The organism is Pontibacter akesuensis, from assembly GCF_001611675.1.
In the GTDB taxonomy this organism is placed as follows: domain Bacteria; phylum Bacteroidota; class Bacteroidia; order Cytophagales; family Hymenobacteraceae; genus Pontibacter; species Pontibacter akesuensis.
Genome location: NZ_CP014766.1, coordinates 1,322,486 through 1,335,511, shown reverse-complemented (window position 1 = coordinate 1,335,511; position 13,026 = coordinate 1,322,486). Strand labels below are relative to the sequence as shown.

Here is a 13,026-nt window from a genome sequence, read left to right as displayed (position 1 = left end):
GTGCGCAGCTCCTGCGTGTGTCTGTTTAGCGCTACATGCGTGGTTGATTGAGTGAATTTTATACTTGCCCATTTTCCTTTTTTCCCTCTTGTCATCCTGAAAGGATCTTGTGGGCGAGCTGCAACAGCTTTTATACTTAGCCACCAAGATATTTCCAAGTTGACAGGAAAGGATTTGAGCACTCAAAAGTCTGTTGCTCCGTAGCCCCAGACGCTCGCAGGAGCTGCGCACGCTGCGAGGTCTTGTTGAGAGGCAGTTAAATAAAAAGCCCCGCCGTTTCCGGCAGGGCTTTTTAAATCATGACATTAGAAGTCTAATGTCTTGTGTCTAAAATCTAGCGTCCAATTTTACTTTGCCTCGTTATAGCGGCGTGTTACCTCATCCCAGTTCACCACGTTCCAGAAGGCACTGATGTAATCCGGGCGGCGGTTCTGGTAGTTCAGGTAATAAGCATGCTCCCATACGTCCAGGCCAAGGATCGGCTGTCCGCCGCAGCCCTCAGCGAATGGCATCAGGGTGTTGTCCTGGTTAGGTGTAGAGCATACTTCCAGCTTGCCGTCTTTTACGCAAAGCCAGGCCCAGCCTGACCCGAAGCGTGTGGCAGCAGCTGCGTTAAACTTCTCCTTGAACTGGTCGAAGGAGCCAAAAGCTGAGTTGATAGCATCCGCCAACTCACCGGATGGCTGTCCGCCACCGTTTGGAGAAAGGATGGTCCAGAACAGGTTGTGGTTGTAGTAGCCACCGCCGTTGTTGCGCACCGCTTTGTTGTCCTCTTTCACGCTACGCATGATTTCCTCGATAGACTTGCCTTCCATGTCAGTGCCTTGGATGGCATTGTTCAGGTTGGTCGTGTAAGCCTGGTGGTGCTTTGTATGGTGTATTTCCATGGTGCGCGCATCAATGTGCGGCTCCAGTGCGTCGTAAGCGTAAGGTAGTTTCGGAAGTTCGAAAGCCATAGTTTTATGTGGTTTATAGGTTGAAAAATGATGTTCGTACACTTAATAGGGTGTACGTCTTGGTTTCAAAGTTAGTTAATTTCTTTTAGCTGAGAAGAAGGAGGCCATCAGGTCAGCGCACTCCTGCGCCATTATCCCGCTCACCATCTCGGTTTTGGGGTGCAGCAGGTTGCCTACTCTTCTATAACCGCGTTTGGGCTCCGATGTTCCGTACACCACCCGTTTTAGCTGTGCCCAGTAGCTGGCGCCGGCGCACATAATACAGGGCTCCACGGTTACAAAAAGGGAGCAGTCGTGCAGGTACTTGTTGCCCAAGTACTCGGCGGCGGCCGTAATCGCCAGCATCTCTGCGTGGGCGGTCACGTCATTCAGTTTCTCGGTTTGGTTATAGGCCCGGGCAATTATGCGGTTGTTGCTCACCACCACTGCCCCAATCGGAATCTCCCCTTCTTCGTAAGCGTACTGCGCCTGCAGGTATGCCTGCTGCATAAAGTGTTCATCGCTGTGGATGGATAAAAAGTCTGTTGCCATAAAGTAAATTTGGCCATAACAGGTCAGAAATGCAAGTATGGCAGGCGAAGCAGCATACTCCTGAACAGACGTGCCAGGGGCTGCAGATTAGTCGGAGCGCCAGCTGCGCCAGTTGCAGGGGGCGGCATAAATTAGTACATTAGTTCGTATTCGGCTGAAAGGCAGAGGGTGTAGGTTTATACGTTATATGCGATATCAGCCCTAATAAAAATTAAAAGATGCTAAAGAACATATTGGCAATTCCCCTGCTGTTGCTCGCCCTCACCGCTAAGGGCCAGGACATCATAAGCGTGGCTGAAAAGCCTTTTGTGCCGGAGTCAGCCGTTGGTATTCGGGGTGGCCTGAACTACACAGGCTTTAGCTTTAGTCCTGCCATAGAAAATAAAATGATACTGGCCCCCACCGGAGGGCTGGTCTTCACGCACATGGCACAGTCTAAGCTGGGAGTTCAGGTAGAGCTCAACTACGTGCAGCGTGGATGGGAGGAAACGCTTGACTCCACCACCTCCTACACCAGAAGGCTGAACTATCTGGAGCTGCCGCTCATGACGCGGGTTGCCCTTGGCAGCAGAAATACCAGATTCATCCTCACCCTGGGCCCATACGCCTCCTATATGCTGTCTGAAAAGAGCAGCGTAGACGGGAACATTGTTAGTGGAGAGGGTACCGGCTACCTGTATAAAGATGTCGTTAATTCGTTTATGTATGGCCTGAACCTGGGAATTGGCGTTGCACAGAAAACCGGCCTGGGCACTTTTCAACTGGAGAGCAGGGTGACGCATAGTTTAAGTAACTTGTTTGATGCCGTAGAACCGCAAGGTTTGTCGTCTTCTAAAAATCCGAACATAGCCTTGACTTTAAGTTACCTGGTTGGGCTAGGTAACAGGAAGAAATAGGCGCGCCGGCAAGTATAAAACAAAAAGCCCCTCCGGATAGGAGGGGCTTCTGCAAAATAGATAGGTAGGTAGTAGTGGTTTATTTAATGCTGACAGAGGCCATGATCTCCCGCGCAGTTTCCTGCCAGTCGTTCTTCATGGCAAAAGGCACGTGCATCGTGAAGATGTACAGTTGATTGCCTTTGATGGTGTACTGCACAATGCTGTACTTATTCACCGGTTTCTGGATGGAAGCGCCGCGCTCATCGGCCAGTTTGCTCACAAACTCAAACACCAGGTAATCCTTGCCTTTGATCTGGCTCACTTCCTGTCTTATAAAATCAACCTGAGTAAAGGTTTCCATTAGGTTTGCCTTATAAAATTCGCGCAGCATTTGCAGGTCGGCTTCTTTGAACTGAGAGCGTTTCTGCGTTACGCTAAAGTCGACCTCGCCATTGGGGCTGGTGTACACGGCAAGCGGCTTGGTCGTGGCCGGGTATTCCCGCGCAATAGCATCGTCCGGCATCGGCAGGAAATCCTTTGGCAACTGCACCGTCACCTCCTTGCTGATCTGTGTTTTCTTCAGTTTTCCCTGGCCAAAAGCGGCTCCGGCAATCAGAATAATAGCTAAAAAGGCAATGTATCGCATATTCATGTGTTTGATTCGGCAAAGCTATAAAATCCCGGGCACAATGTGGCGGTTACGGCCTTAAGTGCAAATTTATTGCCAAACATTTGCCCGTTTGTAGTTCGTTCAGAAATGCCTTTAAAAATATCTTATACCGCGCATCTCCGTTATATAAGTGGGGCAACGCTGAGGCCCCGCTAAGTATACACAACAGATTTTAAGCTCACTAATTACACTAGCTATGATAAACGACATTATCAATAACCTGAAAGGACAACTTACCGGAGAACTGCAAAGCAAGTATAACCTACAGCCCGACACCGCCAACAAGTCCGTTGACCTGGCAAAGGACAACATCACGGACGAAATGAAGCAGCGTGCCGCCAGCGGCGACATCGGAGGCCTGATGGACGTGTTCAAGGGCAACAAGGCACCCGGCGAAAGCAGCGCCGTGGACGGGATGATCGGCAAGTATGTTTCTGACCTGACGGGCAAACTGGGAATTCCGGCGAGCGTTGCCCAACAGGTAGCGCCTTTCGTCATCAATTTCATCATGCAAAAAGTAACCGGCAAGGTGAGCTCAGGAGGCGTTAGCCAAACCGATCTGCTAGGCGGCTTGATGGGCGGCGGGCTGAAAGACTCGCTAAGCAAAGGACTAGGTGGCCTGTTCAAGTAAAGAGCAAGTATAAACTGATACAGATAAGTATAAAAGAAGCCATACCCACCGGGTATGGCTTCTGCTTTTGATAGGCGACACGTTTAACTCTCACCTTAATTCATGCGCCTAAATTGACAGGGGGTGTTTGTTAGCTAGCTGTCAATGTCTTTGTATTATCGTCCGGGTTGCGGTCTATCAAAATGTGGTATGGATCGATGCCGGCTTTCTGCGGCTTCTCCTTCACGATAAACTCAAAGGTGTTCTCGCCTGACTTCAATTGGTGCTTCTGCATGTAAAGCGGCTTGTCCTGCCACTCGCCGTTTATTTTCTCGCGGGCAATCACGCCAATGTCCACCCAGTCGTCCATGCGGGCTTCGCTTTCAGAGCCCAGGCTGTCGGCGTACCACTTTTTGGCATCCACCGTTAGCTTCACTTTATACCTGCCGTCCTTCAGTTTCTCGTAAGTCGCCTCGTTTGTTTTGTTCTCATAAAGGGTGATTTTCTCGAACATATCGGTGACAAGGTACTGCAGCGAATCAGGCGTGGCACTGCGGATGTACTTCATAAGCTCAAGCGAGTTGGTGTAAGGCGCCTCCTGAAAGGCGACTTTCTGCACATACTGCTTCAGGGCGGCGTTCAGTTTTTCCTCTCCAATGTAGTCGGCCAGCGCGTACATCACGAGGCTGCCTTTGCGGTAGTGGATGTAGCCCTGGTTCTCGACGCGGTACAGGGGCAGTTCCTTTTTCGTTTCGCTTGTTCTTCCGGTCAGGTAAGTGTTGAGCTCGTACTCCAGGAATTTGTTCATCTTCTCCTCGCCATACTCCTTCTTCATTACCATCAGGGCGCTGTACTGGCTCATCGTTTCCGACATCAGCACCGAGCCCTGCACGTTGCCCCCGATTACCTGGTGCGCCCACCACTGGTGCGCCACCTCGTGCGAGGTTACATAGAAAGGGTAGTCAATATCTTCCGGATCTTTGTCATCCACATCGGCAATAAAGCCGATGGCCTCCGAGAACGGAATGGTGTTCGGGAATGCTTGCGCAAAGGTCTGGTAGCCCGGGAACTCAAGGATGCGTACCTGGCGGTGCTGGTACGGGCTGAAGTTGGTGGTAAAGTAATCCAACGACTTCTTCACCCCCTTGATCATGCGGTTGAGGTTGTACTCGTGGCCCGGGTGGTAGTAAATCTCGATGGCGACTTCCTTGCCGTCTTTGCCCACCCATTTATCCTTCTTCACAGCGTAATCTGCCGAAAGAAACGCGTAGAAGTTAAGTATGGGCGCATCCATTTTGTAATGGAAGAAGCGGCGGCCGTTTGCCTTCCACTCACGCTGCAGGTAACCGGGCGCAATGGCAATCTGGTCCTCCACCGTACTTACCGTGGCCTCAAAGTCAATCCAATCGGCTTCGCTGCTGATGTAGGTGTTCATGCGGGCAGTGGAGTCTGCCACATCAGCCATGCGTGGCTTAGGTGCCAGACCATAATCCTTGCGTACATCGTCCTGGCTCAGCTCAAATCCGGACTGATAGCCGATTTTCGGCAGGTACTCGCTGTTGATGAACGTGCCGTTGTACACGATGCCGGTGTTAGAGCCGCTGTTGCGGAAGCCCTTTGTTTCATAAAACAGGTCCATGTTCAGTTGCAGGGAGTCGCCGGGCTGCAGCGGCTTCGCCAGCCTGTAGATGTAGTAGTTGTTGTCCTCATCGTGGAGCACCAGTTTTGCCTTTTTTGAAAACTCCAGCCGCTTCACACCGGCTCTGTCGCTAAGCATCATGTGGATGGAGTCGATGGGCTGCTGGTTTTTGTTCTTTAGCCAGAAGTGCCCCTCAAACGCAAAGTTGCGCTCTTCCGGGTAAATGTCCACATTCAGCTTTACACCTGTAATGCGTGGCTGCGGAATGCCGTCATACTTCTTGTAAGTCTTCTCAAAATTAGCTTGCTGCTCTTCCTGCTCATCAGAGGTCTGATACTTGTTCAGGATATTGGTGTTGTAGAAAATGTAGCCGCCCGTTACCAGGAACAGTGCCATGCCCACGCCCGTCATGGTAAGAGTAGGGCGGTTGAGCTGTAGGGCCGCCAACTTAAAGCGCCACTTCAGCATCGACTCAGAGCCACGCACCCACAGCATGTTGCCCAGCACCGCCAGCAGCAGCGCAAATATGCCCCAGTAGATTTTGTACACTGTAAAGGGCCATACAAAATGCCCGTAGCCGTTCATGGCGGAATAAGTAATGCCGGGGTCGGAGTTGAAAGAGTAGAGGTTGTGCTCCCAGCCCAACTGGCCTTTAAAGATGTTGAGCAGGTAGTACACCACCATCACAAAATGGCCAAGGTACTTGTTATTTACGATCACCTGCACCAGCATCGCCAGCACGCACAGCAGCACATAGTCAATCAGCTGTATGCCAAACAGTCCTTTGAAATAGATGCCAAACTCGTAGTTGTAGTAGCCTTTGGTGGTCTGGATAATGATGCCGCACAGCATGATAACGAACAGCAGCACCACCTGTACCAGGGCGAGTGCCGTCAGTTTTGAGACGAAGGGAACCCAGTTCGGGATCGGCAGCGCATCGTAGATCTGGTTTAGGTGGTTGTCGCGCTCGCGCCACACCAACTCCCCGGCGTAAAAGGTGATGATGATCAGGAAGAATAGGGCAAAGGTACCGTTCAGTACCATCAGCACCGACGAGGTAACGGGGTAAACCGTGGTACCGTACAGCTCGCCTACCTGTGCGCCAGCCACGAACAGGAAAAGCACCCCGGCAGCGGCAATCGCAATAAAGTAAACGCTCTTTACGATGCCCTTGAACTCCAGCTTGGTGAGCTTGAGGAACATCTTAAAGCTAAGGTTGAAGGAGAAATGCTGGTGTACTTTCGGCAGCTTCAGACGCTCGGAAGGAAGGATGGCGCCCACCTCTTCGGCGCTGCTACGGCGGCGGAAAAGCTTGAATCCCTTGTTCGCAAACGAGAAGCTGAAGCGGAAGTAGCAGAATGCCAGCAAGGCCACCCCAATACCTACCCAAAGCGCGCGGTTAAGCAGAATGTGCTCACTGAACGGAAGCATGAGCGTGTTGCGCTCGGCTGTGGTCCAGTAGCGCTGAGTGTAGTAAATGGCAGAGGCGCCCATCGGGTCCAGCAGGTTGGCCAGCATCTCATTGTCGAGGTCGCCGGTGAGGCTGTTGGAGACACCGTAGAGTACCAGGAAAATCACACCGCCCACATAGATGGAGAGCGCGCTGCGGGTAAGCGTTGCCAGCGTAAAGAAGATGGCACCGGTGAGCAGCAGGTTCGGGATAATGATGGTCAGGTAGGGCTGCAGGTACCACATCAGGTTAAACGGCCCGATCTTCTCGGCCTCTATTCCTGGCATTATCGTGCCCGCCATGGCACCTGCGGCTACTCCCAGGAATACCAGCAGCGTGATCAGAAAAGAGCCCCAGAAACGGCCGAATAAATAACCTGCCTTGGTTATTGGTGTGGTATAGTAGAGTGAGTGTGTTTTATGCTCGAAGTCGCGGAAAATGGGTGTGCCCATCATGGAGCAGGTAATCAGCACGCCAAACCAGCTTAGCACCGTCACGATCCAGTTGATCTGGTAAGGTGAGTTGGCGAATACCTTGCCACCACTCACATCACCAATAATTACGCCACCACCAAAGGCTCCCGCTAAACTGATCATCGCCAGGAAGGCCATGAGGAACAGCAGCACGAAGTATATATAAGTCGCAGGCCGCTTGAGCCTGTACTTCAGCTCGAAAAGGAATATCTCTTTGAACATCTTCTAATAATTATGAATGATGAATTATTAATTTGTGTCTTGCTTCAAATTATGATGAAGTATGAAAGAAAATGTTGTGGCGGATAAATCGTATGCCTTTGCGCTTCGCGTTGTGAAGCTTTACAAGCACCTCTGTTCTGAAAAGAAGGAGTTTATTCTTTCAAAGCAGGTGCTGCGAAGCGGTACATCCATCGGAGCCAATGTGGAGGAAGCTGTTGCTGCCAGTTCCAGAGCTGATTTCATCAACAAGTTGAACATTGCGGCAAAAGAAACCAGGGAGACCATTTACTGGCTAAGGCTGCTAAAAGACAGTGACTTTATTTCTGCTGCTTCGTTCGAATCCGTACATCAGGATGCGATTGAACTGAAAAAGCTTCTAAGCAGCATCCTGCTCACCACCAAGTCCATTCATAATTCATAATTTCTAATTCATAATTGCGTGGGCAGACGAAGTCTGGTCGCGCAGCGCTGTCTCGTGTATCTTGCTGAAGTATACATCCTCCAGGTCTGGTGCCACGGCTTCGAACTCTGGCCCTGGCTGTACTTCGGAGAGCACGTGAATAATAGTTTTGCCAGCGAAGAGGCGGGAGGAGATTACCTCATGTTGCAGTTGGTGCTGTACGAGCTCGTCTTTGTTGATGAACTTGCGCCAGATGCGACCACGGATGCTGTCGATCACTTGTAGCGGGTCGCCCTCCAGCAGCACTTCACCTTTGTTGATGATGGCAAAATTGCGGCAAAGGTCTGTCACGTCCTCCACAATGTGGGTGGAAAGTATAACGATGATGTTCTCGCCAATCTCGCTCAATAGGTTATGGAAGCGGTTGCGCTCGGCAGGGTCGAGGCCAGCGGTTGGCTCATCCACAATGATGATCTTCGGGTTGCCGAGCAGGGCCTGTGCAATGCCGAAGCGCTGCTTCATACCGCCGGAGTAGCCGCCCAGGTTCTTCTTGCGCACATCGTACAGGTTTGTTTGCTGCAGCAGCGCCTGCACCACCTCTTTGCGCTCTTTGGAGTTACTGATGCCTTTGAGTACAGCAAAATGATCCAGCATTTCCTCTGCCGATACTTTTGGGTAAACGCCAAACTCCTGGGGCAGGTAGCCCAGCACTTTGCGCATTTCCTCCTTCTCCCGCAGCACATCCATACTACCCAGCATAATGCTGCCCCTGTCGGCCTCCTGCAAGGTGGCAATGGTGCGCATCAGCGATGATTTTCCGGCACCGTTAGGGCCAAGTAAACCGAACATGCCTTTCGGAATGGTCAGGTTGATGCTCTTTAGCGCCTTTGTTCCGTTCGGATAGGTCTTGGAGAGGTTTTGTATAACTAATTCCATATAGATGTTGATGTTATGCGTTAGAAATGCACCTTCTGAAGTAAGTTAATACAAATCGAATATAAAAATAAACTATACCAACCAAGGCCTTTTGTCGACAGAAACGAACGTGGCCAGTGGCCTGTGCCTGGTGATATTCAGTGTTCAGGCACAGATTCAAAAGCGGAAGGATTTGTCTCTTGCCATAAGTCTGTTACTTTTGTAGCGCCTGTGCTGTAGCCGGTGCAGAACGCAAAGCATTAACTGGATGTCAGAGAGTTTACAGAACCTTTTCTTCAAGTTCTTTAAGTTTGGAGTGGTGGGCTTTTCCGGCCTGCTGCTTGACTTTGGGGTGACGTACCTGGCCAAGGAGAAGCTGCGCTGGAACAAGTACGTGGCCAACAGCTTAGGCTTTCTGCTGGCCAGCGCCAGCAATTACTACCTCAACCGCATCTGGACCTTCAACAGCGCCGACCCGGAAATAGGCATGCAGTACGGTAAGTTCCTGGTGGTGGCACTGGTAGGGTTGCTGCTGAATAACTTCATTATCTACCTGCTCACTGAGCGGAGCAGGCTTAACTTTTACGTGGCCAAGTTCTGCGCCATCGTGCTCGTTTTCTTCTGGAATTTTTCCCTCAATTATATTTACACGTTCACGCGGTAGGCCTGTATGAAGTATAACTTCCTTGTAATCCTGCTGTTAAGTATAAGTGTGCCGGCATGCGCTCAGACGAAGGCAGTGGTAGACTGTGGAAATGCGCAGACGCAACTGGAAATGAACCGTTGTGCCGCCGAAGCCTACCAGCAGGCAGATAAGGCGCTGAACGACGTGTACAACGCGATCATACCAAAATTAAGTGCAGAGGCAAAGACACTGTTGGTAATGGCGCAGCAGAGTTGGCTGGTGGTAAGAGACAGCCATTGCGGCCTGTACGAGCAGTTCTACGAAGGTGGCTCCATGATGCCCCTGATGCTGTATACCTGCAAAACAGAACTGACGCAGAACAGAACCAAAGAATTGAAAGCCATACTGGAGGAGGTTGATGATAAGTAGTGTTGTTTCAGGCGAAGTTAAAGTATGTGCGATAATTCCTCCCCAGCCCTTTCCAAAAAACAGGGGAGGGAGTGCTAGATTCTGCAACTATAAACGCGGTAGCTTGGGTTGCTCTGAATAATCCACCCCTAACCCCTCCTTATTTAAGGAAGGGAGTTCCTGTAGTAGCAGGAACATCCCCCTGCCCCCTTCAAAGGGGGACTTAGCCTTCGTTGCATAGCATGAGCCATCGGCATCTGAACCGATTCCAGTCCTTGGGTTGAGCGCCTATGGAGTTTTTCGGTCCCGCGCTAGCGGGATTGCAAAGCGCAGCGAGCAAAGAAAAGGTTCCAGCGCGATGCCCGAGGACAGGGCCCCGCGGCCGTGAGCGCTCCAAAGCCAGAGGTGGAACAGTAGGTATTTGGGAGCTAGAGGATCAGCAGTGGCTAGAAAAAATAGCTTGTTTCTAGTTGTAATAAGCAGCAACTATGAAAGTGTGGCTTTTCAAGCCAGTAGAGTTACAAACTCAACATCATACCAGGACACAAGTCCAAAGACTTGCGCCAGTACACCCATCAAAACAATTTCCTCTACTCTTTCACTTCATAAATCTGCACCACCTCATTCTTATGCACACGCGGGTTGAGCAGGTGCAGCACCCTATCATAGAGGGAAGGAGAGATAGTATGATCTAACTTGAGGTTGGGGTAGAATTCGTGGAGGCGGGCCATGCGCTCTTCCATGTCATCGGTACCGATAACTGCTACATAATCTGCTTTGTAGGGCGATGCCGTTATTTCTTCGTTGAACTCCTGCTGGGTCTTGTCTTCGTTCAGGGTATACACCATCACAAAGTTTTCCGGCAATTGCTTTTGCCCCTGCAGGTATTCTTCCCACACCATGTCCTCATCGATTACATACTTATCATACACCACGCTGGGGCGGCCGAGGTAAAAGAGGGGAGGAGTTTTGACGCTGTGGTTTCCGAACTCCAGCACCACGCCATCCACGTCAGGCTTGTCTGATAAGTATACCAGCGGCGCCACGCGGCTTTTCTTGGTATAGGTAAAAGCCATGCCCACGGTAGCCAGCAGGTTCAGCACCCAGAAAAAGCCCCAGCAGGCAGCCAGCAGTTTGCGGCGCTTGTTCCAGAAAGCCGACTGGCGCACAAAGCTCTGCCATCCGATCACGCCGAGCACCATGATGAGGGGGAGCAATGGAAGTATAAAGCGCTCCTGCTTGTTGGGGAACAGCGAGTGCGCCACGAAAAAGATCAAACCACCCCAGAAAAGCTTCGGTGCCAGCTTTGCCGTGCGCGAATAACCCACCACCAGGAACGCGCTCACCGGCGGCACCAGGAAGCCAAGTATGGTTAGGGCAAAGCGGTAAACGGGTCCCGTGCTGTAGCCATAGGCATGCTCGGTATTATACAGGAAGTAAGCTACAATGGAGTGGAAAGGGTAATCGAAGAAGATGATATCGATTGTGCCCTGGATCAGGAAGGCGGCTACGGCAAATCCAACCAGAACGGCTATGGCCTTGCGCCACTGGCGCTTGTAAAGCAGCACCAGGCCGGCACCCGCGCCGAACAGCACCGTATGGTAGCGGAACACGAATGCCAGCGCGAACAGTACACCTGCCCAAAAGTAAGGCATCACGCGTTTCCGCTCCGATTGATCTTCGCGCACCATCAGGTAAAAGGCAGCCAGGTAAGGTGGAATACACACCATCTCCACCAGGTTGCGCACGCTCATGAAGGGCATAAACCACATCAGCGCCAGCATCAGGCCCACCAGCCGCGCGTTGGCCCTGTTCGATAACCGCTCTGTTAACTTATAGCCAAAGTATACTACCAGCAGCGAATAAACCGCGTGGATCAGGCGCACTACCGTCATCTTCACCTCCGGGCTGAAAATGCCCATTGCCTCCATCACGTAAAACAGCGCATAATGCAGCAGCACGTAGAGCATGCTGTGGCGCGGCGGCATCGGCTCGTTCAGCCACAGCGGGAACCCGTCCAGCCATCCCTGGGCAATGGTGATCACGTCAAAATGATCGTCGCTGAAAGCAAAGCCCTTGGAGAAAAAAGCAGCTATCAAGCGTATGGCTAGCGCAATTAGCAGAACAGTGGAAAGCGGAATAAGGTAACGCTCCTGCGGCTGACCCAGCGTGGCGGCGTCTGCCGTGAATATTTTGGTGAAGGTTGTTTTCGGAGTTCCGGACATCTGGCTGTGTTTGTGCGATCGCAAAATTAAGAGTATTTATAAAGATTCTGTGTTACCTTCGTTGTTTAATCATAAATTTTACAATTGGCTACTGTACACCACATGTCGAAGCGGCAGGTGCCGCGCAAGGTAAAACTCGCGGTGCTGGCATTTGTGCTGTTTGGCCTGGCTCTCGGTGGCTGGCTGCTGTACCGGCACGACAAGATAGTGCATACCGATGTGCAGGTGATTGGCCATGCCGGTTCCGGCTTCATGTCGCCCTTTAATCCGTTCAACCCGCTGCCTTCCAATAGTATGGCCTCTATTTTGCAGGCGGTGGAGGAGCACAGCGCAGATGGCGTGGAGGTGGACGTGCAGCTGACGCAGGACGGGGTGCCGGTGCTGTACCACGATCCAACGCTGGAGAGCAGTACCGCCGCGACGGGCTTTATAGATGATTTGTCGGCTAATGAGGTAATTGGGTTGAAGTATACTGGCGGCTTCGGCTACGATCTTTTCCAGGACGAGGAGATCATCACGTTAGAAGCCATGCTGCAACGTTTTGCTACTTATCCGGAACTGCCGTACCTGCACCTGGACCTGCGCAACCAGAAGCCGGAGCGTCATCTAAACTATGCCCAAACGCTGCTGGCGATGCTCCGCAAGTATAACTACCCGGTGCAGCAGCTGGTGTTTATCTCGCCCAATCCTGATTTCCTGATGGCCTTTCGTGAGGTAGAGCCACAGGCGCAGCTCATGCTGGACACCGGCGGCTCGTTCGACGAGGCGCTGCAGACAATTCAGAAGTATAAATTGCAGGGTATTTGCGCCAACGGACGCAACGTGAGCGAAGCGCAGGTGCAGCAGGCGAAAGCTTTGGGACTGCAGGTAGCGCTGTTCGGCGGGAAGTCCCGCTCCCGCATCGCCAAGATGATCAACATGCAGCCGGACGCCATTCAAGTAGACAACGTGGCTGCGGCACGTGACCTGCTGGAGTAAGTTCTTTCAGCGCCAGGGAGCAAACGCGGCGCAAGATTATTACCTT

General features: G+C 51.6%; 12 protein-coding genes. 6 read left to right on the top strand and 6 right to left on the bottom strand.

From position 1 onward, the window contains the following. Positions 1 to 347: 347 nt before the first annotated feature. Complete coding sequence (locus tag A0W33_RS05510) at positions 348 to 956, bottom strand: superoxide dismutase (protein ID WP_068837232.1); 609 nt, start codon at positions 954 to 956, stop codon at positions 348 to 350. A 75-nt stretch (positions 957 to 1,031) separates the two neighbouring features. Beyond that, positions 1,032 to 1,487: a nucleoside deaminase gene (locus A0W33_RS05505; RefSeq protein WP_229802223.1), complete on the bottom strand. Its 456-nt coding sequence runs from the start codon at positions 1,485 to 1,487 to the stop codon at positions 1,032 to 1,034. A 218-nt stretch (positions 1,488 to 1,705) separates the two neighbouring features. On the opposite strand from A0W33_RS05505, the gene A0W33_RS05500 reads away from it, so the two are divergent. Beyond that, positions 1,706 to 2,383: a porin family protein gene (locus tag A0W33_RS05500; RefSeq protein ID WP_068837231.1), complete on the top strand. Its 678-nt coding sequence runs from the start codon at positions 1,706 to 1,708 to the stop codon at positions 2,381 to 2,383. Between the two features lie 79 nt (positions 2,384 to 2,462). On the opposite strand, the gene A0W33_RS05495 is transcribed toward A0W33_RS05500, so the two are convergent. Then, positions 2,463 to 3,017 carry a hypothetical protein gene (locus A0W33_RS05495; RefSeq protein WP_068837230.1) on the bottom strand — a complete coding sequence of 185 codons (555 nt, stop codon included), beginning with the start codon at positions 3,015 to 3,017 and terminating at the stop codon, positions 2,463 to 2,465. 214 nt (positions 3,018 to 3,231) lie between these two features. On the opposite strand from A0W33_RS05495, the gene A0W33_RS05490 reads away from it, so the two are divergent. After that, positions 3,232 to 3,666, top strand: coding sequence for a hypothetical protein (locus tag A0W33_RS05490; protein ID WP_068837229.1), 435 nt, complete (start codon positions 3,232 to 3,234; stop codon positions 3,664 to 3,666). A 130-nt stretch (positions 3,667 to 3,796) separates the two neighbouring features. On the opposite strand, the gene A0W33_RS05485 is transcribed toward A0W33_RS05490, so the two are convergent. Then, the gene (locus A0W33_RS05485; RefSeq protein WP_068837228.1) at positions 3,797 to 7,429 is read right to left on the bottom strand and encodes a M1 family aminopeptidase; all 3,633 of its coding nucleotides are present in this window, start codon (positions 7,427 to 7,429) and stop codon (positions 3,797 to 3,799) included. A 61-nt stretch (positions 7,430 to 7,490) separates the two neighbouring features. Between A0W33_RS05485 and A0W33_RS05480 the strand changes: the two genes are divergently transcribed. After that, the gene (locus A0W33_RS05480; protein ID WP_068837227.1) at positions 7,491 to 7,850 is read left to right on the top strand and encodes a four helix bundle protein; all 360 of its coding nucleotides are present in this window, start codon (positions 7,491 to 7,493) and stop codon (positions 7,848 to 7,850) included. A 3-nt stretch (positions 7,851 to 7,853) separates the two neighbouring features. Here A0W33_RS05480 and A0W33_RS05475 read toward each other — a convergent pair whose 3' ends face one another. Next, positions 7,854 to 8,765, bottom strand: a complete 912-nt coding sequence (locus A0W33_RS05475; RefSeq protein ID WP_068837226.1) for an ABC transporter ATP-binding protein — start codon at positions 8,763 to 8,765, stop codon at positions 7,854 to 7,856. Between the two features lie 247 nt (positions 8,766 to 9,012). Here A0W33_RS05475 and A0W33_RS05470 point away from each other — a divergent pair, with 247 nt between their 5' ends. Next, on the top strand, positions 9,013 to 9,408 hold the full coding sequence (locus A0W33_RS05470) for a GtrA family protein (protein WP_068837225.1): 396 nt from the start codon (positions 9,013 to 9,015) through the stop codon (positions 9,406 to 9,408). A 6-nt stretch (positions 9,409 to 9,414) separates the two neighbouring features. Then, on the top strand, positions 9,415 to 9,798 hold the full coding sequence (locus A0W33_RS05465) for a lysozyme inhibitor LprI family protein (RefSeq protein WP_068837224.1): 384 nt from the start codon (positions 9,415 to 9,417) through the stop codon (positions 9,796 to 9,798). 569 nt (positions 9,799 to 10,367) lie between these two features. Here A0W33_RS05465 and A0W33_RS05460 read toward each other — a convergent pair. After that, on the bottom strand, positions 10,368 to 12,002 hold the full coding sequence (locus A0W33_RS05460) for a glycosyltransferase family 39 protein (protein ID WP_068837223.1): 1,635 nt from the start codon (positions 12,000 to 12,002) through the stop codon (positions 10,368 to 10,370). 84 nt (positions 12,003 to 12,086) lie between these two features. Between A0W33_RS05460 and A0W33_RS05455 the strand changes: the two genes are divergently transcribed. Beyond that, positions 12,087 to 12,980 (top strand): glycerophosphodiester phosphodiesterase, encoded by an 894-nt coding sequence (locus tag A0W33_RS05455; RefSeq protein ID WP_139237211.1) that lies wholly within the window; start codon positions 12,087 to 12,089, stop codon positions 12,978 to 12,980. Positions 12,981 to 13,026: the final 46 nt, after the last annotated feature.

Coding starts and splice junctions, on each gene's coding strand:
- A0W33_RS05510 (WP_068837232.1), bottom strand. CDS start 956: ATGGCTTTCGAACTTCCGAAACTACCTTACGCTTACGACGCACTGGAG.
- A0W33_RS05505 (WP_229802223.1), bottom strand. CDS start 1,487: ATGGCAACAGACTTTTTATCCATCCACAGCGATGAACACTTTATGCAG.
- A0W33_RS05500 (WP_068837231.1), top strand. CDS start 1,706: ATGCTAAAGAACATATTGGCAATTCCCCTGCTGTTGCTCGCCCTCACC.
- A0W33_RS05495 (WP_068837230.1), bottom strand. CDS start 3,017: ATGAATATGCGATACATTGCCTTTTTAGCTATTATTCTGATTGCCGGA.
- A0W33_RS05490 (WP_068837229.1), top strand. CDS start 3,232: ATGATAAACGACATTATCAATAACCTGAAAGGACAACTTACCGGAGAA.
- A0W33_RS05485 (WP_068837228.1), bottom strand. CDS start 7,429: ATGTTCAAAGAGATATTCCTTTTCGAGCTGAAGTACAGGCTCAAGCGG.
- A0W33_RS05480 (WP_068837227.1), top strand. CDS start 7,491: ATGAAAGAAAATGTTGTGGCGGATAAATCGTATGCCTTTGCGCTTCGC.
- A0W33_RS05475 (WP_068837226.1), bottom strand. CDS start 8,765: ATGGAATTAGTTATACAAAACCTCTCCAAGACCTATCCGAACGGAACA.
- A0W33_RS05470 (WP_068837225.1), top strand. CDS start 9,013: ATGTCAGAGAGTTTACAGAACCTTTTCTTCAAGTTCTTTAAGTTTGGA.
- A0W33_RS05465 (WP_068837224.1), top strand. CDS start 9,415: ATGAAGTATAACTTCCTTGTAATCCTGCTGTTAAGTATAAGTGTGCCG.
- A0W33_RS05460 (WP_068837223.1), bottom strand. CDS start 12,002: ATGTCCGGAACTCCGAAAACAACCTTCACCAAAATATTCACGGCAGAC.